This window comes from Actinoplanes sp. CA-051413 (assembly GCF_050955795.1).
In the GTDB taxonomy this organism is placed as follows: Bacteria; Actinomycetota; Actinomycetes; order Mycobacteriales; family Micromonosporaceae; genus Actinoplanes.
Genome location: NZ_CP192100.1, coordinates 8,570,850 through 8,593,404, shown reverse-complemented (window position 1 = coordinate 8,593,404; position 22,555 = coordinate 8,570,850). Strand labels below are relative to the sequence as shown.

The window sequence follows — 22,555 nt, the reverse complement described above, 5'->3', positions numbered from 1 at the left end:
TCACCGGGACCGGCTGCGGAAGCGGGCGACCTGGCGGCGGGTGCGCAGGTCCGCCGCGCCCGCGCGGCGCTGGAAGGCCGCCGGGCGGACGACGATCGGTTCACCCAGATTCAGGTACGAGTCATGGCTCGCCCGCGCGTCCCACCGGCGCGTCGGGATCAGCACGTGGTCGCGGCGATGGCTCTTGTCCTGACTGGTGATCTTCAGGACCACGATGCCGTCGCCGCGGCGGCGCAGCACCAGGCACGGGCGCAGCTTCGAGCCCTGCCCGCGGGCATAGGGCACGTCGGCCCACCAGATGTCGCCGCTGCTCGGCCGCCCGGCCCGCCACCGCCGGCGCAGCCACCATCCGGCCGCGACCAGCACCGCAGCTCCACCCGCCCACAGCCACCAGTCCGCCACCGGCAGAACGTACCCGGGCGCCGCCGGCCGCGCATGTCGATGGTTTTGTCGGACCGGGCGACTAACGTGCCGGTAGAGAAGAACGAACCACGGAGGTCTCCCGGTGCCGGAAAAGCAGCCTGTCGATACGCCCGCCGACGGTGCCGAGGCGGCTGCGGTCGCCGAGCAGCTCGCGGAGGGCCGGCCGACCGCCGAGCAGGTCGCCGCCGCCGGCGCCGAGCCGACCCCGGAGGTCAGCGCCCGGCACGCCGAGCTGAGTGACGAGGTCCGCGGCCATCAGTACCGCTACTACGTCCTCGACTCCCCGACGGTCTCCGACGCCGAGTTCGACAAGCTGCTGCACGAGCTGGAGGCTCTGGAGGAGCAGTTCCCGGCCCTGCGCACCCCCGATTCCCCGACGCAGAATGTCGGCGGCACCTTCTCCACCCTGTTCACCCCGGTCGAGCACGCCGAGCGCATGTTGTCCCTCGACAACGTCTTCGACGACGCCGAGCTGGGCGCCTGGGCCGAGCGCACCGAGCGCGACGCCGGCGGCCCGGTGCAGTTCATCTGCGAGCTCAAGGTCGACGGCCTCGCCATCAACCTGACCTACGAAAAGGGTCGCCTGGTGCGCGGTGCCACTCGCGGCGACGGGCGCACCGGCGAGGACGTGACCTCCAACGTCCGCACCATCCGCGAGATCCCCGACCGGCTGGCCGACGACAACCCGCCCGAGCTGCTCGAGGTGCGCGGCGAGATCTACTTCCCGGCGTCCGCGTTCGCCGACCTCAACGCCTCGCTGGTCGAGCAGGGCAAGGCCCCGTTCGCCAACCCGCGCAACGCTGCCGCCGGCAGCCTGCGGCAGAAGGACCCGCGGATCACCGCGTCCCGCGGCCTGCGGATGGTCGTGCACGGCATCGGCGCCCGGAAAGGGTTCCGGCCGGATTCGCAGTCCCACGCGTACGAGGCCCTGCGCTCCTGGGGGCTGCCCACCAGTGACCGCTGGCGGCTCGTCGACGGGATGGCCGAGGTCCGCGACTACATCGCCTACTACGGTCAGCACCGGCACGACGTCGAGCACGAGATCGACGGCGTGGTGGTCAAGGTGGACTCGGTCGCCATCCAGGGCCGGCTCGGCTCGACCAGCCGGGCGCCCCGCTGGGCGATCGCCTTCAAATACCCGCCCGAGGAGGTCACCACCAAGCTCCTCGACATCCTGGTCAACGTGGGACGCACCGGGCGGGTCACGCCGTACGCGGTGTTGCAGCCCGTGCTGGTGGCGGGTTCCACGGTGGCCCAGGCGACGCTGCACAACGCCCGCGAGGTCGAGCGCAAGGGCGTGTGGATCGGCGACACCGTGGTGCTGCGCAAGGCCGGCGACGTGATCCCGGAGATCCTCGGTCCGGTCATGGACCTGCGCCCCGACGACGCGCACCAGTTCGTGATGCCGACCCGGTGCCCCGAGTGCGACACCCCGCTCGCTCCTGCCAAGGAGAGCGACATCGACATCCGCTGCCCCAACCAGCACTACTGCCCGGGGCAGCTCCGCGAACGGCTCTTCTACCTGGCCAGCCGCAACGCCCTGGACATCGAGGTCCTCGGCTACAAGGCTGCCCGAGCGCTCTACGAGTCGTCGGTGCTGACCGACGAGAGCGACCTGTTCGGCCTGACCGCCGACGACCTGCTGCGCTCACCGTTCTTCGTCAACATGGACGACACCCTGGGCACCAACGCGGTCAAGCTGCTGGAGAAGCTCGAGGAGGCCAAGAGCCGGCCACTGTGGCGGGTCCTCGTGGCGTTGTCGATCCGGCACGTCGGCCCCACCGCCTCCCGGGCACTGGCACTGGAATTCGGTTCGATGGCGGCCATCGAGGCCGCGGTCGAGGAAGGCCGGATCGAGGAGCTGTCAGCAGTCGACGGCGTCGGGCCCACGATCGCGGAAAGCCTGCGGGAGTGGTTCGCCGTCGACTGGCACCGCGACATCGTCCGAAAGTGGCGCGAGGCCGGCGTCAAGATGGCCGAGGAACGCACCGACACCGGACCGCGGCCCCTGGCCGGAATGACCCTGGTGGTGACCGGCACCCTGTCGACCCACACCCGGGACGAGGCCTCCGAGGCGGTGCTGGCCCGGGGCGGCAAGGTGAGCGGCTCGGTGTCCAAGAAGACGGCGTTCGTGGTGGTGGGGGACAACCCGGGCAGCAAGTACGACAAGGCGTTGTCCCTGAAGGTGCCGGTGCTCAACGAGGACGGGTTCGCGGTGCTGCTGGCCGACGGGCCGGACGCCGCTCGGGCGGTGGCCGAGATCGCTGAGGACGCGCCCAAGGAGGCGGCGGACGGCGAGCCGAAGAAGGCCGCGGCGACCCGGAAGCCGAGGAAGAAGGCGGCTGAGCCGGCCGAATAGGACACGCCGAGCCGGCGGCCGCGATGGTTGGCGTGCCGCCGGTGAAGATCCACCAACGGGTGAATCTCGGGAGGTTCCACGTTCAGGTCGATACGGCAATTTGGTAACGGCGAGTCTGTTTCGCGTAGTTTTGTCCATGCGGATCTATGGTGAGGAAGATCGTTCGGTCGACGCCACCGTGGAGGTCGCATGGGTGCCGCAGAACAGCGCAGCTCCATGCCGGGTGAAGAGCAGCCGGCCGGCGAGCCGATCACCGACGTGCGTTCGGATGGCGGCTCGCTGGATCATGCATCGCCCGGCGGGGGAACGGCCGGTCGGCGGTCTGACGGCCGCGAGGCCCGCAGCCGGGAGTCGCGTGACCGCGAGTCGCGCGGGCGGGAGTCGGGCGGCCGAGGAGCACGGGGTGGATGGCTGCGAGGCTGGAGGTCGCGCGGCTGGAGGCCCGGTGGCAGGCGGGCCGGCGCCGGGAAGACCGCGGCGACGCCAGAAACGCCGGCATCGGCGCTGCTCGGAGCGCCGTTCGAGTCGTCGCCGGCCGGGACCAGCCCGGTCACCGCGCGGCGAGGCGCAGTCACGGCCGTCGGCGGCGCCCTCCTGGTCGACCTCGTCCTCTGGCTCACCTCGCCGCGCACCTTCGAGGAGCTGCCCACCGCCTTCTGGGTCATGGCCGCCCTCGCCCTGGCCGTCGACGCGCGCCCCTACGTAGTCGCCAACCGGCGGGCCAGTTCGGTGATCCTGCCGTCCATCTGCTTCACCTTCGGCATCGTGCTCGCCTGGGGTTTCGTGCCCGCGCTGGCCGTACAACTGGCCGCCATGGCCGTCGCCGGCGTACGGATGCGCCAGTCTCCCCGCCGCGCCCTGCACCTGGCCGTGCAGCACGCCGTGGCCCTGGCCGGAGCCGCCGCCGTCGCCGCCCTCGCCGGTCTCCACGTCGGCGCCCAGCCGCACTGGGACGACGCCCTGCTCACCGTTGCCGCCGCGGCCGCGTGGATCGGCGCCCGCACCGGCCTCGACGTGCTTTTCGCGCGCTGCGCGAGTGCGGGCCGCCGCCGTCGCCGGGTGCAGCGCTGGGGAGTGGAGCTGTTCGCCACCGCCGCGCTCCTGCTGCTCGGGCCCGTTGTGCTGGCCGCGGCGCAGGTCGGCATCGCCCTTGTGCCACTGGTACTTCTTGCCCTGCATGCCGTGCATCGGATGGTGCGTTCCGCCGGTGAATACGAGCGGGCCGCCCGGGTCGACTCCCTGACCGGGCTGCCCAACCGGCGCGCCCTGCAGACCTCCGTCGCCGAGCGGGGGGCCGCGCGCGGTCTGCACCGGTCCGAGCGCGGGCTCGCCCTCCTCCTGCTTGACCTCGACCGGTTCCGTACCGTCAACGACGCCCTCGGGCACACCACCGGGGACCGGCTGCTCGTCGAGGTCGCCCGCCGGCTCGCTGCGGTCGTACCGTCGCATGATCTTGTGGTCCGGCTCGGCGGTGACGAGTTCGCCGTGCTGGCCACCCGGGTCGACGGGCCGGCCGCGGCCCGGCGGCTCGCGGCGCATCTGGCCGAGGAGCTCGGCCGGCCGTTCGCCCTCGACGGCCTGCCGATCGACGTCAGCGCCTCGATCGGCATCGCCCTGCAGGGCGAGCGCGGCGGCGACGGCGCCTCCTTGCTGCGCCAGGCCGAGGCCGCCATGTACGACGCCAAGGAGCGCGGCGATCACGTCGCCGTCTACGCGCGCGACACCGACCACACGCCCGACCTGGCCCTGCTCGCCGATCTGCGCCGCGCCGTGCAGGCCGAGCCGGGCAGCGACCCGGCCGCCGACGGGATCACGCTCTACTACCAGCCGCAGATCGCCATCGCGACCGGTGAGCTGGTCGGTGTCGAGGCGCTGCTGCGCTGGCGGCATCCGGTGCGCGGCATGGTCGGGCCGAGCGAGCTGCTGCGGGTCGCCGAGCAGACGCCCGTCATGCGGCTGCTCACCAGCCGGGTGCTGCGCGAGGTGATCGCCCAGCTCGGCGCCTGGCGCACGGCCGGCCGGCCGCTGCGCGCGTCCGTCAACGTCAGCGTCCGGGACCTGCATGCGGCGGACATCGCGGTGGAGATCGACACCCTGTTGCACCGGTACGACGTACCGCCCGACCTGCTGCAGCTCGAGATCACCGAGAGTGCGCTGATGGCCGACCCGCACCGGGTCCTCGACACGATCACCCGGCTGGACCGGATGGGGGTGGCGATCTCCCTGGACGACTTCGGCACCGGCTACTCGTCGTTGCAGCATCTGCGCCGGTTGCCGTTCGCCGAAGTGAAGATCGACCGCTCGTTCGTGCTGGGGATGGCCGCCGACCGGGGTGACGCCGCGATCGTGCGGTCGGTGATCGCGCTGGCCGACTCGCTGGGGCTGCGGGTCGTCGCCGAGGGCGTCGAGGACGAGCGGACCTGGCGGCTGCTCGCCGCGGCCGGCTGTCACGCGGCGCAGGGCTGGTTCCACGCGCGGCCGATGCCCGCACCGGATCTGGCGGTGTGGCTGTCGCGTTATCGTCCTCTGCGACCCGGCCGTGAACCCGGCGCCCTGGCGGTGCCGACGTCCTGAGGAGTGCCATGGCGATCGAGGTGCGTCCCGTCACGCCCGCCGACATCGCGTACGTGCAGCAGTCACTGACTGCCGCGTTCCATGGCACTGCGGTCGCCGTCCATGGCGAATTGATCGACGCCAGTGATCTTCCCGGCGGGATCGCCTGGGAGGACGACGAACCCGTGGGGCTGCTGACCTACCGGGCCGTCGGGACGGATTGGGAGATCGTCTCGATTGCCGCGGACCGTCCAGGGACAGGCGCCGGCGGAGCTCTGCTCGTCTGGATCTTCGACCTGGCAGCAAGGTCAGGGGCCGCCCGCGTCTGGCTGGTCACGACGAACGACAACGTCAAAGCCCTGCGCTTCTACCAGCGGAACGGCTTTGACCTGGTCGCCGTGCACCGGGACGCGGTGACCCGGGCCCGCGCCCTGAAGCCGGCCATTCCGCGCGAGCTGGACGGGATTCCGTTGCGTCACGAGCTTGAATTGGAGGTTCGGTTCTGAGGTCTTGGCTCACTCAGCCGGCAATCGGCGGGAGCGACGGTCAGAGCCAGGCAACCACGCACGACATCCAGAATTTGATCTTCGGATTGCCGGGTTATCCACAGACCGGGGAGCCGCCGCCCGCCGCCCGGGCCGAAAGAAATAGACTTCCCCGGTCAGCGACATCCATACCAAGGGGGCACCGATGGCCGCCATCTCCCGCGAAGAGGTCGCGCATCTCGCGCGCCTGTCGCGGCTCGCCGTGACCGAGCAGGAGCTCGACCAGTTCGCCGGTCAGCTCGACGTCATCCTGCAGTCGGTCGCCCGGATCGGTGATGTGGCCGCCGAGGACATCCCGCCGACCTCGCACTCCGTGCCGCTGACCAACATCTACCGCGACGACGTCGTGACGCCGTGCCTCACGCAGGAGGAGGCGCTCTCCGGCGCGCCTGATTCCGCCGAGGGCCGGTTCCGCGTGCCGCGCATCCTGGACGAGGAGGACTGAGCGCCGTGACTGACGTCACCAGGATGACCGCTGCGCAGGTCGCAGGCCTGATCAGCGGCGGCGACGCCTCCGCTGTCGAGGTCGCGACCGCGCATCTCGACCGGATCGCCGCCGTCGACGGGCAGGTGCACGCGTTCCTGCATGTGGACCGTGACGGTGCGCTGGCCGCGGCCCGCGCCGTCGACGAGAAGCGGGCCCGGGGCGAGGAGCTCGGACCGCTGGCCGGGGTGCCGGTCGCGGTCAAGGACGTGATCGCCACGCGTGGCATCCCGACCACCGCCGCCTCCAAGATCCTCGAAGGCTGGAAGCCGCCTTACGACGCGACGGTCGTCGAGCGGCTGCGCGCCGCCGGCACGGTCATGCTCGGCAAGACCAACATGGACGAGTTCGCGATGGGCTCCTCCACCGAGTATTCGGCCTACGGCCCCACCAACAACCCGTGGGACCTCGGGCGCATCCCCGGCGGCTCCGGCGGCGGCAGTGCCGCGTCGCTGGCCGCCTACGAGGCGCCGCTGGCGATCGGCACGGACACCGGTGGCTCCATCCGGCAGCCCGGCGCGGTCACCGGCACGGTCGGCGCCAAGCCGACGTACGGCGGCACGTCCCGCTACGGCCTCATCGCCTTCTCGTCCTCGCTCGACACCCCCGGCCCCTGCGCCCGGACCGTCGAGGACGCGGCCCTGCTGCACTCCGTCATCGCCGGCCACGACGTGCGTGACTCGACCTCCATCCCGCAGCCCGTGCCCGACGTCGTCGCCGCGGCCCGGCTCGGTGCCACCGGTGACCTCACCGGGGTCAAGCTCGGCCTGGTCAAGGAGTTCGCGGGCGAGGGCGCCGAGCCCGGCGTGCTGGCGGCCTTCCGCGAGTCGGTCGAAGCGCTGGTCAAGCTGGGTGCCGAGGTCGTCGAGGTGTCCTGCCCGCACTTCGAGTACGCCCTGCCGGCCTACTACCTCATCGCGCCCAGCGAGGCCTCGTCCAACCTGGCCCGCTTCGACGGCGTGCGCTACGGCCTGCGGGTCGGCGACGACGGCAACCGTTCGCTCGAGGAGGTCATGTCGCTGACCCGGGACGCCGGCTTCGGTCCCGAGGTCAAGCGCCGGATCATTCTCGGCACGTACGCGCTGTCCAGCGGCTACTACGACGCGTACTACGGCCAGGCGCAGAAGGTCCGCACGCTCATCACGCGCGACTTCACCACCGCCTTCGAGCAGGTCGACGTGCTGATCTCGCCGACCACGCCGTTCGTGGCGTTCCCGTTCGGCTCGCGCACCAGCGATCCCTACCAGATGTATCTGGCCGACCTCTACACCATCCCGACCAACCTCTACGGCGGCCCGGCGATCTCGGTGCCGTGCGGGCTCTCCGAGGGACTGCCGGTCGGTTTCCAGGTGATGGCGCCGACGATGGCCGACGACCGGATGTACAGGGTCGCCGCCGCTCTCGAGTCCGCGGTCGGCACCCTGACCCCACCGACGCTGGAGGCGTGAGCATGACCACCACCGCGTTGCCCTCCTACGAGGACGCGATCGCCCGCTACGAGCCGGTCATCGGCCTGGAGACGCACGTCGAGCTGGGCACGAACACCAAGATGTTCTGCGGCTGCCCGACCGAGTTCGGCGCGGAGCCCAACACCCAGGTCTGCCCGGTCTGCCTCGGCCTGCCCGGCGCGCTGCCGGTGGCCAACCGCGCCGCGATCGAGGCCACCATCCGGATCGGGCTCGCCCTCAACTGCGACATCGCGTCGTGGTGCCGGATGGCCCGGAAGAACTACTTCTACCCGGACATGCCGAAGAACTTCCAGACCAGCCAGTACGACGAGCCACTCTGCGTGGACGGCTACGTCGACGTGCTGGTCGACGGCGAGACCGTGCGCATCGAGATCGAGCGGGTCCACCTCGAGGAGGACACCGGCAAGTCGCTGCACGTCGGCGGGGCCACCGGGCGCATCCACGGCGCGACCGAGTCGCTGGTGGACTACAACCGGGCCGGCATCCCGCTGGTCGAGATCGTCACCAAGCCCGTCCCCGGCATCGGCGCCCGGGCCCCCGAGGTCGCCAAGGCGTACGTGACGGAGCTGCGCGACATCATCCGCTCGCTCAACGTCTCCGACGTGCGCATGGAGCAGGGCTCGATGCGCTGCGACGTGAACACCTCGCTGAACCTGCCGGGCGAGGAGTGGGGCACCCGGACGGAGACGAAGAACGTCAACTCGCTGCGTTCGGTCGAGCGGGCGGTCCGCTCCGAGATCATCCGCCAGGCGAGCCTGCTCAGCCAGGGCACCCGGATCTTCCAGGAGACCCGGCACTTCCAGGAGACCACCGGCGACACCCGGCCGGGCCGCTCCAAGGAGACCGCGACCGACTACCGCTACTTCCCCGAGCCCGACCTCGTGCCGATCGCGCCCGACACGGCGTGGGTGGCTGAGCTCAAGGCGGCCCTGCCCGAGCTGCCCAGCGTCAAGCGCGCCCGGCTCGCCGAGGAGTGGGGCATCTCCACGCTCGACATGCAGTCGGCGGCCAACGCCGGCGCGATCGAGCTGATCGAGGAGACCATCGCCGCGGGCACCACCCCGGCCGGCGCCCGCAAGTGGTGGATGGGCGAGCTGGCCCGCCGCGCCAACGAGACGGGCGTCGAGCTCGCCGCGGTCGGCGTGACGCCGGCCCAGGTTGCGCAGCTGCAGGGCCTGGTCGACGAGGGCAAGCTCAACGACAAGCTGGCCCGCCAGGTGCTCGAGGGCGTCGTGGCCGGCGAGGGCGACCCGGCAGCGGTGATCGAGGCCCGCGGCCTGGGCGTCGTCTCCGACACGGGCGCGCTCACGGCGGCGGTCGACGAGGCCATCGCCGCCAACCCGGACATCGCGGCCAAGATCCGCGACGGCAAGGTGGCAGCGGCGGGCGCGCTGGTCGGCGCGGTCATGAAGACGACCCGCGGCCAGGCGGACGCCAAGACCGTCCGGGAGCTGATCCTCTCCCGGCTTTCCTGAGCCTCGCGATATTTCTTACGGCCGGCGCCCGGTCCTGTGACACACAGGGCCGGGCGCTGCCGTCCCGGCCTGGTGACGCCGCCATCCGGGCTGAGAGCGGTGGTTGAGCTCCGCTTGGCCCTGCGCCGGGCGGGTCAGCGGCCGGGGGGCACGCTGCCGTTGGGGCGGATCTCCGGGGTCACGCCGCTGATCACCGACGGGTCCGTGGTCGGTTCCGGTTCGTCCTTGCCGACGACCTTGCGCTGCATCGTCACGTTCTGCTCGCCCGTGCCGCCCAGCTGGATGTCGTCGTAGGCCTTCAGCGCGTGCGTCTCGTCGAAGTACAGCACCGACATCATCAGCGGCGTCGGCTCCTCCTTCTCCAGCCCGCGGAGGCCCGCGCCGCCGCTCGAACCCTCCACCAGCAGCCGTGTCTCCTGCGGCGGCGCCGTCACCCCGGCCGAAGCGCTCGGCGCCGGCACACTCGGGGCCACCGACGACGAGGGTGCCGGGGACGGCGCCGCCAGCACGCTCACCTCGCGCTTGTGGGTGTGGCCGGCCAGCACGACCGGGACCAGCCCGGACAGTGGCGGCGCCATCGCCGGGTCGTGCACCAGCGCCACGTCCACCTTCGTCTGCGCCGCGCGGATCGTTGTCGCCAGGCGTTCGCCGCTGGTCAGCAGCGGCGACGTGACCGGCTCGTCCGCGTCGGCCGGCGGGGTTTCGCTCTTGTCCGGTGTGAACTCCGGGTCGCCGATGCCCGCGAACGTCAGGCCGTCGATCGTCACCGTGGTGTCGTCGAGCACGACCGCGTTCTTCTGCCGGGCCACGGCCTCCTGGATCGCCAGCGAGTCGTGGTTGCCGCGCACGTACACGTACGGCACCCCGAGCTGGCCGATGTTGCTCACGTACGAGGTCTCGGCGTTGCTGCCCCAGTCCACGATGTCGCCGGTGTCGACCACGGCGTCGATGTCCCACTGCTTCACGACCGTCCGGATCACGCCCCACGACGTCGGGTTCAGGTGCAGGTCGGACACGTGCAGGATGCGGGTGCTGTTGCCGGACGGCTCGAACACCGGCAACGTCGACACCGTCGTGTAGATCCGGCTGACGTTGCTGACCAGCTGCTGGAGCTGGTCGGCGTACCGGCCGTAGTTGTCCGCGATGCGCCGTGCGTCACCGACCACCGCGGGCGCGTTGACCAGCAGGCCCTCGTACCTCGGCTCGCTGATCGAGTCCGGCCGGATCGTGCCCGCGGCCAGCCCCAGGCTGCCGCCGGTCACCACCAGCGCCAGCACCCCGGCCGCCGCCACCCGCCGGACGTTGCGGAAGATCAGCGCCGACAGGATCAGCGCGCACACGATCGCCGCGCCCAGCGCCCGCAGGCCCAGCTGCAGCACGCCCTTGGTCACGTCGTCCACCGCCGACTGCCCGGCCGCGCTGATCGCCGTCGGGTCATCGATCAGCGCCTCGGTGCGTCCCTGGTCCAGCGAGCCCAGGTTCACCTTCAGATGGATCGGGCCGTCGTGGCTGTCCAGGTGCAGCGAACCCAGCGGCGGGATCTGCACCTCGGTGCCGCCCTCGACCGACGGGCTGATCGACATGTCGGCCCGGAACGGGCCCACCGCGATCTCCGCCTGGGCGAACAGCATCGTGCCGACGACGACGCCGGTCAGGCTGACGGCCACGACCGCCGCCCAGACGCTCAGGCGCCGGGCCCACGGCCGCTGCCAGGTACGTTTCACCGCGTCGCGGGCCCGCAAGATCTTCTCGTTCATGGTCGCCGGCTCACCTGCCCCCGTGCGCTGGTCGTCAAACAGTGACGACGGTCAGCTCCGGCCGGCTCCGCCGTCGGAGAACACCAGCCGGATGATCTGGTCGTCGTCCGGTCCCGGCTCGGCGCCTTTCTCCCGGTTGGACGTGGTGACCCAGAACGAGCCGTCGGGGGCGGCTACCAGTCCGCGCAGCCGGCCGTACTCACCGGCCAGCACCGACTTGGGCTGACCCAGCAAGGTGCCGTTCTCGGTCATGTCGACCATCCACACCCGCTGCCCCAGCAGGCAGGCCGTCGCGACCATGCGCTCCAGCACCGCCACACCCGCGCAGGACGAGTCGCCGATCGGCCAGCTCACCACCGGAGCGGTGAGCTTGGCGTCCGAGCTGGCGCCGTCCGCCTTCGGCCACCCGTAGTTCTTGCCCTTCTCGATCACGTTCAGCTCGCCGGATTTCTTCTGATCCGACTCACTGGCGTACATCTTCTTGGCCGAGTCCCAGGCTATGCCCTGCACGTTACGGTGACCGGACGACCAGACCGGCGAGTTCTTGACCGGATTCCCCGGTGCGGGTCTGCCGGCGGTGGTGATCCGCAGGATCTTGCCGCCGAGGCTCTTCGGGTTCGGCGCCTGGTTGCCGGTCGACGAGCCGTCGCCCGTGGTGACGTAAAGCATGCCGTCCGGGCCGAACGCGAGCTGACCGCCGTTGTCGTTCGCCGAGTGCGGGATGCCGGTGAGGATCGGCTCCGGCTTGCCCTTGAGCTTGAGCTTGGCGACGCGGTTGTCCTTCGCCGTCGAGTAGTAGACGAAGACGGTCGCGTCGGTCTCGTATTTCGGGGAGACGGCGATGCCCAGCAGGCCGCCGTCGCCGCCCGGCTCCGGCTCGGTGAGCCGCTGCACCTCGGTCACCTTGAGCCCCTCGGCGTCCGACTCCGGGCCGACCTGCAGGATGCGGGCGGTGTCACGCTCCGTCACCAGGGCAGCGCCGTCGGGCAAAAAGGCCAGGCCCCACGGCACCTCGAGGTCCTTGGCCAGGACCGTGGCCGCTGCCGTGGCCTCGCCGGCACTGCTGCTGTCCGGGTCGGCGGAGACGGACGGAGCCGGCAGGTTCGGCGGTTCCCCGGCCACGTCGGGCTCCGGCGGGCCGAAGCTGCACGCGGTGGTCAGAGCCAGCACGGCACCAAGTGTCACGGCGCCCGCTCGGAACCGGCGACTGCGCTCGATCACACGACCTCCTCGTTTCCCCGGTCCAGGGTAGCGGGGCCGGCTGGGACGTCCGGCACACCTGGATCTCCGGCCGGGCAGCCGGCGCCCGGCGCGGCTAGGTTGGCACCGTGAAGGTCTGGATCGCCCATGAGAAGGGCCGCGAGCTGCTCGGCGGCGTGCCGGCCGGCGTCGAGGTCGAGGTCTGCGCCGACGCGGCCACGCTGCCGTCGGACCCCGCAGACATCCGGTTCTGGGTGCCGCCGTTCAGCTCCACCGTGCGCGCCTCCGACCTGCTGCCGAAGCTCACCGGTCTGCGGGTCGTGCAGCTGCTCTCGGCCGGCGCGGACAACTGGGTCGGTCACGTGCCCGCCGGCGTGCAGCTGTGCGACGCGGCCGGCGTGCACGACGCGGCGGTCGCGGAATGGGTCCTGGGTGCCACGATCGGCTCGCTGCGGCAGTTCCCCGCCTTCGCCCGCGCCCAGCAGCGGCGCGAGTGGGCCCCGGGGGCGTTCACGCCCACCGAGGAGCTGACCGGCAAGCGGGTGCTCATCGTGGGAGCCGGTTCGATCGGCCGGGCCGTCGAGCAGCGGCTGGCCCCGTTCGAGGTCACCGTGACCCGGGTGGCCCGCACCGCGCGTCCGGAGCAGGACGTGCACGGGGTTGACGAGTTGCCCGGCCTGCTGCCGCAGGCCGAGGTCGTGGTCCTGCTCGTGCCGCTGACCGAGCAGACCCGCGGGCTGGTCGACGGTTCCTTCCTGGCGGCGCTGCCCGACGGGGCACTGCTGGTCAACGCGGCACGCGGGCCGGTCGTCGACACGGCGGCGCTGCTCACCGAGGCGGCCTCCGGGCGGATCGGCGCGGCGCTCGACGTGACCGATCCGGAGCCCCTGCCCGTGGGGCACCCGCTGTGGGAGCTGCCCAACGTCTTCATCACCCCGCACGTCGGCGGGGCCGTCGTGGGTCTGCTGCCCCGGGCCTACCGCCTGGCGGGGGAGCAGCTACGTCGGTTCGCCGCCGGGGAGCCGCTCGTCAACCGGGTCGTCGACGGCTACTGAGTCGTCCCGTAGCTCCTGCCCGCCGGCCGCGATGACCGCGGGCAGATTGGCGGTGGTGACCCCGGTCAGCCGGATCACCGTGCCGTCGGTGAGCAGGGCGGACACCCGGCCGCGGTCGTCCGGCCCGAGCTGGTCGACCCGGGACCACGGGATGTCGACGCTGCCGAAGAGCGCCCGCACCCGCAGGCCGGCGGGACCCACGTCGGTGCCGGCCCGCACCGCCCAGATCAGCACGGCCAGCGGGATCAGCAGCAACGGGGCCAGCTGCCAGGCCGCTCCGGCGAACGGGGCGGTGCCCACGAACGCGATCAGCGCGGCGACGACGAGGGCGCCGGACTTGCGGACGCGCAGGGCGGGTCGACTCACGTTCTCATCCTCGCACCCGCCGGATGCGGCGTTTTTGTCGGACCGGGCGGGGATACTGCTGGCCATGACCGAGCTGATAGCCATCGGCACCAAGAAAGGCCTCTTCCTGGCCACGAGTGAGGACGACCGGCGGAGCTGGCAGCTGAGTTCCGCGCACTTCCCCGGCATGTCCATCTATGCCGTCGCCATCGACAACCGCGGACCGCAGCCCCGCCTGCTGGCCGGCGTGGACAGCTCCCACTTCGGCCCCAGCGTCGCCATCAGCGACGACCTGGGTGCCACCTGGGAGGAGCCCGACGTCGCCCCGCTGGCCTTCCCGGCCGACGCCGGCGTGGCGGTCGAGCGGGTCTGGCAGATCACGCCGGCCGCCTCCGGCGTCGTCTACGCCGGGGTCCAGCCGTCGGCGCTGTTCCGCTCCGAGGACGGCGGCCGGACGTACGAGCTGGTCCGCGCCCTGTGGGACCACCCGCACCGGCCCGAGTGGGGCGCCGGCTTCGGCGGGCAGGCGGTGCACACGGTGCTGCCGCACCCCGACGACCCCGACCGCGTGCTGGTCGCGATGTCCACCGGCGGCGTCTATCGCACCACCGACGGCGGCGCGTCCTGGGCGCCGGCCAACACCGGCATCAAGGCCTACTTCCTGCCTGACCCGTGGCCCGAGTTCGGCCAATGCGTGCACAAGGTGGCCCGCGACGGCGCCGACCCGGAGCGCTACTACGCGCAGAATCACCACGGCGTCTACCGCACGGTGGACGGGGGCGACACCTGGCAGTCCATCGCCGGGACGCTGCCGGCCGACTTCGGCTTCCCGATCGTCGCGCATCCCCGGCGCGGCGGCACGATCTGGAGCTTCCCGCTGGTCAGCGACGGGCAGCGGGAGCCGGTTGATCTGCGCTGCCGGGTGTTCCGGTCCACTGACGCGGGCGAGCACTGGGAGCCGCAGCAGGCTGGTCTGCCTGAGGAGCCGTTCTACCAGGTGGTGCTGCGCGACGCGATGTGTGCGGACGACGCGGAGCCGGCCGGTGTCTACTTCGGCACCCGCTCGGGCGAGGTGTTCGCGAGCCGGGACGAGGGCGAGAGCTGGACGTCGGTGGCGGCGCACCTGCCTGACGTGCTGTGCGTGCGGGCGGCGAGCCTCTGATGCCGACAGTGCTGGTCCCGGGAGTGCTGCGTGCCGAGGCCGGCGGCGCGGCGCGTCTTGAGGTTGGAGACGGCGGGACGCTGGGCGCGATCCTGGACGAGATCCAGGAGCGGTGGCCTCGTTTGGAACGGAGGATCCGCGACGAGAGCGGTGTGCTGCGGCGGTATGTGAACGTCTATGTGGACGGGGAGGACTGCCGCCGCTCCGGCGGCCTGGATACCCCGGTGCCGGCCGGCGCGGAGATCCAGGTGCTTCCGTCGGTCGCCGGCGGCTGACGGCACGGGGTCGGCCGCGCGCGCAGGTGATCCGCGCGGCCGGGCGGCTGACAGGAAAGGCACGGCCGGCGGAAACGCTCGCGGAATCTTTCGGCTGGATTGCCTTGCGGCTGTCCATACCCGACGATCTCGACGTGCGAAGCGATACCGCGCGCACGTAACCTGTCCGGGGGACACTCGTTACCCGGTGTGGGTGCAGTGACTTCCCCTGGTCGCCGCCGCCTGTTCCGCCCAGCCCTCACCGTCCGCAGAGGATCACCCCCCACGTGGCAGTGCAGCCCACCGCGCGTATAGGCACCTGGCGCCACCGGGTGGCCTTCCTGGCCGCCCCGGTGGCGGGCGCCCTTGTGCTGGTCGCGGGCCTGATCGGCCTGATCTCCGACCCGGCCGCGCTGGCCGTCGGCGTCGGTGGCGTCGCCATCTGGGCCACCGTGGTCCTCGTGCACACCGCCCTGGCGATCCACCACCGGGACGGCACGTTCGCGGCCTGTCGCGGCGCCGGCTACATCGGGATGGGCGCCCTGGCCACCGGTGCGACCACCGCCGTGCTCGTCGCTGACCCGCCCGGCCGGGGCATCTACGCCGCCGCCGGGGTGGGCGCGACCGCGGTTCTCTACATTCTCGGCACCATGCTGCTGCCCGGCGCGGCCTCGACGGTCGCGGTCCGGCTGCGGCGCGCGTTCGACGGGCTGGGGCTCGGTGTCGCCCTGGGCTTCGCGGCGTACCTGGTCACGCCGATGAAGGACACTCCAGCCGCGGCGCTGATCTGTGTGCTGCTCGCCGCGGCGGGGATCTCGATTGTCACCGTGATAGTGCTGCGGGCCCGGTTGCATCGACCGGCCGCCCTGCGATGCGGCGGCGGCGCCATCCTCGTGCTGCTCTCGCTCTGTGCCGCGGCCAACCTGATTCTTTCGGACCGCGCCGGATGGGTCGTGACGATCTTCGGCCTGCCCATCGTGGCCGGCCTGGGTCTCACCGCCGAGGGCGGCTCGCGGCGCAACCTGCCCGAAGCCACCGCGCCCCGTGAGCAGGACCAGTACCTCTCCGGTTATCCGCTGCTCGCGGTGCCCGCCGGCATCGGGGTCGTCGCCGCGCTGTACCACCTCGCTTTCCTCGGGCCGTTCGACAAGACCGCCGTGCTGCTCGGCATCTCGATGGTCGCCGTGCTGACCATGCGGGAGCTGCTGGTCGTCAGCGACATCCGCCGCTACACCGGGCAGCTGCGCACCAAGGAGGCGCACTTCCGTTCGCTGGTCGCCGGCGCCACCGATCTGACGCTGGTGCTCGACGACAAGCTGACCGTCCGCTGGCAGTCACCGGCCGCGGCGCGGCTCTTCGGTCTCTCCGATTCCGAGGTCATCGGCCGCACGTTCCTGCAGCTCATCCACCCGGAGGACGTTCCCGGCGCGCAGGCCGGCCTGGAGACGCTGCTTTCCGGCGAGCACGACGACGGCCCGCCCGCGCTGCTGAACGCCCGGATCCGGGACGGGCACGGGATGTGGCGCGACACCGAGTCCACCGTGGCCGACCAGCGGTCGGTGCCCGAGGTCGCCGCCCTGGTCGTGCACGTCCGTGACGTCGGCGAGCGCCGGCACCTGGAACGCACCCTGCACAAGCTGTCGTACACCGACCAGCTCACCGGCCTGGCCAACCGGCGGGCGCTGATGCGGGACGTGCTCGAGCACCGGCGCCGCGCCGGGCAGCACGGCACCCTGCTGGTGATCGACCTGCACGGGCTCGCGGAGATCAACGACAGCAAGGGCCGTGAGATCGGCGACGGCGTCCTGATCCAGGTGGGCCGGCGGATCCGCAGTCTGCTCGCCGAGGACGACGTGGCGGCCCGCCTCGGCGGTGACGAGTTCGCGGTGCTGACCACCGATGGTGCGGTGCTCGCCTACGCGCTGGCCACCCGCATCGTGACGCTGCTGATGGAGCCGTATCAGCTGCCCGGCACGATCGTCGAGCTGCACACCAGCGTCGGTCTGGCCGAGCTGACCGGCGGCAGCGACTCCGAGGAGGTGCTGCGCCACGCCGACCTGGCCCGCAGCCGGGCCCGGCAGCTCGGCCACGACCGCGTCGAGTGGTACGACACCGACATCGAGATGCAGCTGCACCGCCGGATGGACCTGGAACGTGAGCTGCTCGGCGCGGTCGAGCGCGGCGAGCTCGACCTGGTCTTCCAGCCGGTCGTCTCGCTGCGGGACGAGCAGCCGGTCGGCGTCGAGGCGCTGCTGCGCTGGCGGCATCCGAAGCTGGGCACGATCATGCCGGCCGAGCTGCTGCCGATCGCTCGTGCGGTCGGCTGCGCCGCCGAAATGGACGAGTGGGTCCTCGACGCGGCCTGCCGCCACCTGGCCGGCTGGAGCGCCGGCGGCAGCGACTTCTGGCTGTCGGTGAACGTGTCACCCCGCGAACTGCTGACGGCCCGCTTCCCGGAACGGGTGGCGGAGATCCTCGACCGCCACGACCTGGAACCGGAACGCCTGGTTGTGGAGGTTCAGGAGACCTGGGTCGCGGAGGACCTGCCGGCGGTGGTGGCGTCGCTGACCAGCCTGCGCAAGCTGGGCGTCCGGGCGGCGCTGGACGACTTCGGCGCGGGCCAGGCGGCGCTGTCACACCTGCGCAGGCTGCCGGTCGACATGCTCAAACTGGACCAGGTCCTGGTGAACACCCCGCCGGAGCCGGCGGTCGGCCCGGCGGTGATCGACGTGGTGGTCAGCCTGGGTCGCCGGCTGGGCCTGGAGACGGTGGCCAAGGGCCTGGAGACGCCGGAGCAGATCGAGCGGGCCCGGCGTGCGGGTTGCCTCTACGGGCAGGGATTCGCGCTGGCCAGGCCGGCACCGGCGGAGCGCATGGAAGCGTATCTGGACACGCACCGAGCGTCCTGAAATCAATTCTCCCGGGGCGGGGCGGTGCTGCCGCGGGGAGTCAGGTGGGCCGTTCCCTCTTCCACGTCGCCCACCGGTTCGCCGGCTATCGCGGCCAGGAGCTGGCGGGCCGCGTGCGCCCCGTACGCCGCGATGTCCCGGCTCAGGGCGGTCAGCGGTGGGTGGACCAGGGAACACAGCGGGGAGTCGTCCCAGGCCACGATCGACAGGTCGCCCGGCACAGACAGGCCCATCTCCTGCGCCACCGACAGGCCCGCCACGGCCATCACGTCGTTGTCGTAGATGATCGCCGTCGGGCGTTCCGCGTTGATCAGCAGGCGGCGGGTCGCCCGGCCGCCCTCCTCACCGGTGTAGTCCGACGGGACCGTGATCGCCTCGCTCAGGCCCAGTTTTGCGCAGACCTCGGTGAACGCGCGCGTACGGGTCTGCGTGTGCAGCAGGTCCGGCAGGCCGCCGACCCGGGCGATGCGCCGGTGGCCGAGCGCCATCAGGTAGCCGACCGCCTCGGTGATCGCGCCGGCGTCGTCGGACCAGAGCTGGGCCAGCTTCCCCGTGTCGCCGGGGCCGCCGATCACCACCGCCGGTAGCTGGAGTTCGTTCAGCACCGGGATGCGGATGTCGTTCTCCCGCAGGTCGGTCACGAACACGCCGTCGACCCGGCGTTCACCCCACCAGCGGCGGTAGACCTCGGTCTCGGTCTGCGGGGTGGCCACCACCTGCAGCGTCAGCGCGTACGACCGGGCGGCCAGCTCCTGCTCGAAACCGCTGATCAGGCCCATGAAGAACGGCTCGATGCTCAGTATGCGGGCGGGCCGGCACAGGGTGAGGCCGACCGCGCGGGCGCTGGCCCCGGAGAGGGCGCGGGCCGCGCTGTTGGGGTTGAAGCCGATCTCCTGGGCGATGGCCACGATCCGCTGCCGGGTCGCGTCGGAGACGCCCGGTTGCCCGTTCAGCGCGTACGACACCGCCCCTTTGGACACGCCGGCTCGGCGCGCGATGTCGGCGATCGTCGGCCGCTTCACTCGGGTCGCCTCTCTCTTCCAGGAACATCGCCAGTGGAGCGCTCTCACGCTACCTCGCTCCACCATGCCCCTGGTGGGGGCTGGGAACTTGATCGGTTAAGTGTTGCAGACCACAACCGATCGCGTAACCCCGCGGAAGCATAGTGGTGGTTTTGACCAACTTTACGGGTGCTTACAGCGGTTGGTAACGGGCGGAGACATCAATATGAAACACGCTCTTGACACCACGTGAGCCGCGTCATACGGTCGCGTCACTTATCCGGTTCAGTAAATTCTCACAGCACTTTCCCTGGGTGGAGGAGTAATGGAACGGTTCGCCAAGCGGGGCGTGGCGCTGATCGCCGCCGGCCTTGCCGGAAGCCTGGTTCTTGCGGGCTGCAGTGGCCAGGACCTGGAGGGCGGCAGCGACAAGGCCGCCGAAGGGCAGGTCACCCTGAAGGTCAACTTCTGGGGTGACATGGGTCTTGACAAGCTCAAGGCCGCGTACGAGAAGGACCACCCGAACGTCAAGATCGTGCTGAACTCGGGCGAGTACAACGCCCAGCACGAGGACCTGCAGAAGAAGCTGGTCGCCGGTAGCGGCGCGCCGGACATCTCCGCGGTCGACGAGGGCTTCATCGTCCAGTTCCGCGGACAGAGCGACAAGTTCGTCAACCTGCTCGACAAGGGTGCGGCGAGCTACGAGTCGAAGTACCTGCCGTGGAAGTGGCAGCAGTCGATGTCCACCGACAAGAAGACCCAGATCGGTCTCGGCACCGACGTCGGCGGCCTGGCCATGTGCTACCGCTCCGACCTGTTCAAGAAGGCCGGCCTGCCGACCGACCGCGAGTCGGTCTCGAAGCTGTGGGCGACCTGGGACGACTTCATCGCCACCGGCCAGAAGTACACCAAGGCCACCGGCAAGAAGTTCGTGGACTCCGGCACCAACATGTTCAACCCGGTGCTCGCGCAGCAGCCCCAGGGCTTCTACGACGAGTCCGAGCAGCTGCAGATGGAGGGCGGCCCCAAGGTCGCGTTCGACGTCGCCATGAAGACGATCGACGCCGGGCTCTCGGCCAACCTCGCCAGCTTCCAGCCCAACTGGGACCAGGGTTTCAAGAAGGACCAGTTCGCCGTGCTGGCCTGCCCGGCGTGGATGCTCGGCCACATCCAGGACACCGCGCCCGACCAGAAGGGCAAGTGGGACATCGCCACGATCCCCGGCGGCGGCGGTAACTGGGGCGGTTCCTGGTGGACCATCCCGAAGCAGGGCAAGAACGCCGACGAGGCCTACAAGTTCGTCGAGTGGATGGTCCAGCCGGCGCAGCAGATCGAGGTCTTCAAGACCGTCGGCAACCTGCCGTCGCAGCCCGCGCTCTACAAGGACCCCGCGGTGCTGGACTACAAGAAGGAGTTCATGAGCAACGCGCCCACCGGGCAGATCTTCGCGTCCACCGCGGAGGGCCTGAAGCCGCAGTACCTGGGCAAGAAGAACGGCCCGACCCGGGTCGCGGTGGAGAACGTGATCACCCGCGTCCAGCAGGGCTCGCTCAAGTCGAACGCGGCCTGGCCCGAGGCGGTCAAGGCGGCCCAGAAGGCAGCCACTTCTTAAAGCGAAACGACGGCGGGGCGGCCCGGGTGGCCGCCCCGCTGCTCCCTGGAAGGAGTGGCCGTGTCCCTCACCCGTAGCGCGCCGCCGACCGCGAATCCCGAACCGGCGCACCGCCGCGCCTCCGAGTCCGCGCCCAAGCAACGCAACTGGCTCCACCGCTTCGACAACAAGCGCGTCCCGTACCTGTTGATCTCGCCGTTCTTCCTGCTCTTCGCGATTTTCGGGTTGTTCCCGATCGTCTTCAACGGCATCGTCGCGCTGCGCAACTGGCGGCTCGACGACCCGACCCTGACCGGCTGGGCCGGCCTGGCCAACTTCGAGAAGCTCATCCACGACGAGGCCTTCTGGAACGCGCTGGGCAACACGTTCGGCATCTTCATCCTGGCCACCGTGCCGCAGCTGCTGATCGCGCTGATGGTGGCCAACCTGCTCAACCGCAAGCTGCGCGGCAACACCTGGTGGCGGGTCGGCGTGCTGCTGCCGTACGTGACCCCGGTGGCCGCCTCGACGCTGGTCTTCGCCGTGTTCTTCTCCCGTGACAACGGCATGGCCAACTGGCTGCTGTCGCTCGTCGGCTTCGGCCAGGACACGCCGCTGGACTGGCGGGCGTACAAGTGGAGCTCCTGGATCGCCATCGCCACGATGGTCAACTGGAAGTGGATCGGTTACAACGCCCTGCTGTACCTGTCGGCGATGCAGTCCATCCCGAAGGACGTCTACGAGGCGGCGGCCGTCGACGGCGCCGGGCCGTGGCGGCAGTTGTGGCGCATCACCGTGCCGATGATCCAGCCGGTGCTGATCTTCACGGTGGTCCTGTCGACCATCGGCGGCCTGCAGCTCTTCAACGAGCCCATGCTCTTCGAGGAGAACCCCGCGGCCGCGTCCGGCGGCTCGAACGGACAGTGGCAGACCATCGCCCAGCTGATCTACAAGGTCGGCTGGAAGGACCTCAACCTCGGATACGCGGCCGCCATGTCGTGGGCGCTGTTCGTGATCATCCTCATCGTCGCCGCCCTGAACGCCCTGGCGACGAACCGCCTCGGAGGAGGACGCCGATGACCGCCACCGCACCGCGGTTGAAGCCACGCCGCCGGGCCGAGATCGGCCGCGCACCGCAGGACACCGGCGGGAACTGGCGCACGTACATCGCCCTGGTGGCGGTGCTCGCGCTGTCGGCGTTCCCGCTGTACTGGATGTTCGTCATCGCCACCAGCACCGACGAGGCGGTCGCGCAGATCCCGCCGTCGGTGGTCCCCGGCGGCGAGTTCGTCAACAACCTGCGCGAGGTCTTCACCCTGCAGCAGGTGTACTTCGCCGCCTCGCTGATCAACAGCTTCATCGTCGCCTTCGTGGTGACGGCGTCCACGCTGTTCTTCTGCTCGCTGGCCGGCTTCGCGTTCGCCAAGCTGCGGTTCCCGGGCCGGGACAGGCTCATGATCGTGGTGATCCTGACCCTGACCGTGCCCAACCAGCTCGGCATCGTGGCGCTGTACATCCTGATGGGCAAGCTCGGCTGGAACGGGACCCTGCTGTCGGTCATCGCGCCGTTCCTGGTCAGCGCGTTCGGCGTGTTCTACATGCGGCAGTTCATCATGCACGCGGTGCCGGACGAGCTGATTGAGTCGGCGCGCATGGACGGCGCGCTGACCATGCGGGTGTACTGGAGCATCGTGCTGCCGGCCATCCGGCCCGCGCTGGCGGTGCTCGGCCTGCTGACCTTCGTGGCCACCTGGAACGAGTTCCAGTGGCCGCTGATCCAGCTCAACGGCACCGAGTTCCCCACCTCGATGGTGGCCCTGTCCGACCTCGCCAGCGGTAACTACGTCATCTACCGCCGGGTGCTCGCGGGCGCGTTCGCGGCCACGGTTCCGCTGCTCGTGCTGCTGGTACTGGGTGGGCGGCAGATCGTGCGAGGGATCATGGAAGGCGCCGTCAAGTCCTGACCACAGGAC

General features: G+C 70.9%; 18 protein-coding genes. 13 read left to right on the top strand and 5 right to left on the bottom strand.

Features of this window, described 5'->3' with window-relative positions; genetic code table 11:
- Positions 1-402: a type II toxin-antitoxin system PemK/MazF family toxin gene (locus ACQP2Y_RS40485; RefSeq protein ID WP_433721621.1), complete on the bottom strand. Its 402-nt coding sequence runs from the start codon at positions 400-402 to the stop codon at positions 1-3.
- A gap of 253 nt (positions 403-655) precedes the next feature.
- Here ACQP2Y_RS40485 and ligA point away from each other — a divergent pair, with 253 nt between their 5' ends.
- The 6 genes from ligA (at position 656) to gatB (ending at position 9,308) form a co-directional block, all read left to right on the top strand.
- Entirely contained in the window at positions 656-2,782 is a 2,127-nt protein-coding gene (ligA, locus tag ACQP2Y_RS40480) for an NAD-dependent DNA ligase LigA (protein WP_433732258.1), read from the top strand.
- A 189-nt stretch (positions 2,783-2,971) separates the two neighbouring features.
- A complete protein-coding gene (locus ACQP2Y_RS40475) occupies positions 2,972-5,356 on the top strand; it encodes an EAL domain-containing protein (RefSeq protein WP_433721620.1) in 2,385 nt (794 codons plus the stop codon).
- 8 nt (positions 5,357-5,364) lie between these two features.
- A complete protein-coding gene (locus ACQP2Y_RS40470; protein ID WP_433721619.1) occupies positions 5,365-5,841 on the top strand; it encodes an N-acetyltransferase family protein in 477 nt (158 codons plus the stop codon).
- A gap of 184 nt (positions 5,842-6,025) precedes the next feature.
- The gene (gene gatC / locus ACQP2Y_RS40465) at positions 6,026-6,325 is read left to right on the top strand and encodes an Asp-tRNA(Asn)/Glu-tRNA(Gln) amidotransferase subunit GatC (protein WP_360550146.1); all 300 of its coding nucleotides are present in this window, start codon (positions 6,026-6,028) and stop codon (positions 6,323-6,325) included.
- Positions 6,326-6,330: 5 nt separating this feature from the next.
- Positions 6,331-7,812, top strand: coding sequence for an Asp-tRNA(Asn)/Glu-tRNA(Gln) amidotransferase subunit GatA (gene gatA / locus ACQP2Y_RS40460; RefSeq protein WP_433721618.1), 1,482 nt, complete (start codon positions 6,331-6,333; stop codon positions 7,810-7,812).
- 2 nt (positions 7,813-7,814) lie between these two features.
- Positions 7,815-9,308: an Asp-tRNA(Asn)/Glu-tRNA(Gln) amidotransferase subunit GatB gene (gene gatB / locus ACQP2Y_RS40455; protein WP_433732256.1), complete on the top strand. Its 1,494-nt coding sequence runs from the start codon at positions 7,815-7,817 to the stop codon at positions 9,306-9,308.
- A gap of 134 nt (positions 9,309-9,442) precedes the next feature.
- Here gatB and ACQP2Y_RS40450 read toward each other — a convergent pair whose 3' ends face one another.
- Entirely contained in the window at positions 9,443-11,065 is a 1,623-nt protein-coding gene (locus ACQP2Y_RS40450; RefSeq protein WP_433721617.1) for a metallophosphoesterase family protein, read from the bottom strand.
- A 51-nt stretch (positions 11,066-11,116) separates the two neighbouring features.
- On the bottom strand, positions 11,117-12,286 hold the full coding sequence (locus ACQP2Y_RS40445) for a PQQ-dependent sugar dehydrogenase (protein ID WP_433721616.1): 1,170 nt from the start codon (positions 12,284-12,286) through the stop codon (positions 11,117-11,119).
- 107 nt (positions 12,287-12,393) lie between these two features.
- Between ACQP2Y_RS40445 and ACQP2Y_RS40440 the strand changes: the two genes are divergently transcribed.
- Complete coding sequence (locus ACQP2Y_RS40440; protein ID WP_433721615.1) at positions 12,394-13,320, top strand: 2-hydroxyacid dehydrogenase; 927 nt, start codon at positions 12,394-12,396, stop codon at positions 13,318-13,320.
- Here the strand turns inward: ACQP2Y_RS40440 and ACQP2Y_RS40435 are convergent.
- Positions 13,264-13,686 (bottom strand): PH domain-containing protein, encoded by a 423-nt coding sequence (locus ACQP2Y_RS40435; protein WP_433721614.1) that lies wholly within the window; start codon positions 13,684-13,686, stop codon positions 13,264-13,266. The genes ACQP2Y_RS40440 and ACQP2Y_RS40435 overlap by 57 nt on opposite strands.
- A 64-nt stretch (positions 13,687-13,750) precedes the next feature.
- Between ACQP2Y_RS40435 and ACQP2Y_RS40430 the strand changes: the two genes are divergently transcribed.
- From ACQP2Y_RS40430 to ACQP2Y_RS40420, 3 genes are all read left to right on the top strand, one after another.
- Positions 13,751-14,827 (top strand): WD40/YVTN/BNR-like repeat-containing protein, encoded by a 1,077-nt coding sequence (locus ACQP2Y_RS40430; protein WP_433721613.1) that lies wholly within the window; start codon positions 13,751-13,753, stop codon positions 14,825-14,827.
- Entirely contained in the window at positions 14,827-15,102 is a 276-nt protein-coding gene (locus ACQP2Y_RS40425; RefSeq protein ID WP_433721612.1) for a ubiquitin-like small modifier protein 1, read from the top strand. The genes ACQP2Y_RS40430 and ACQP2Y_RS40425 overlap by 1 nt, the downstream gene beginning before the upstream one ends.
- 266 nt (positions 15,103-15,368) lie before the next feature.
- Positions 15,369-17,990, top strand: coding sequence for a putative bifunctional diguanylate cyclase/phosphodiesterase (locus ACQP2Y_RS40420; RefSeq protein WP_433721611.1), 2,622 nt, complete (start codon positions 15,369-15,371; stop codon positions 17,988-17,990).
- Positions 17,991-17,992: 2 nt separating this feature from the next.
- On the opposite strand, the gene ACQP2Y_RS40415 is transcribed toward ACQP2Y_RS40420, so the two are convergent.
- On the bottom strand, positions 17,993-19,012 hold the full coding sequence (locus tag ACQP2Y_RS40415; protein WP_433721610.1) for a LacI family DNA-binding transcriptional regulator: 1,020 nt from the start codon (positions 19,010-19,012) through the stop codon (positions 17,993-17,995).
- Positions 19,013-19,316: 304 nt separating this feature from the next.
- Here ACQP2Y_RS40415 and ACQP2Y_RS40410 point away from each other — a divergent pair, with 304 nt between their 5' ends.
- The 3 genes from ACQP2Y_RS40410 to ACQP2Y_RS40400 are packed head-to-tail and all read left to right on the top strand — an operon-like array spanning position 19,317 to position 22,546.
- Entirely contained in the window at positions 19,317-20,603 is a 1,287-nt protein-coding gene (locus ACQP2Y_RS40410; RefSeq protein ID WP_360550126.1) for an ABC transporter substrate-binding protein, read from the top strand.
- A 60-nt stretch (positions 20,604-20,663) separates the two neighbouring features.
- Positions 20,664-21,662 (top strand): carbohydrate ABC transporter permease, encoded by a 999-nt coding sequence (locus ACQP2Y_RS40405; RefSeq protein WP_433721609.1) that lies wholly within the window; start codon positions 20,664-20,666, stop codon positions 21,660-21,662.
- Positions 21,659-22,546 carry a carbohydrate ABC transporter permease gene (locus ACQP2Y_RS40400; RefSeq protein ID WP_360814568.1) on the top strand — a complete coding sequence of 296 codons (888 nt, stop codon included), beginning with the start codon at positions 21,659-21,661 and terminating at the stop codon, positions 22,544-22,546. Before ACQP2Y_RS40405 ends, ACQP2Y_RS40400 begins: the two co-directional genes overlap by 4 nt.
- Positions 22,547-22,555: the final 9 nt, after the last annotated feature.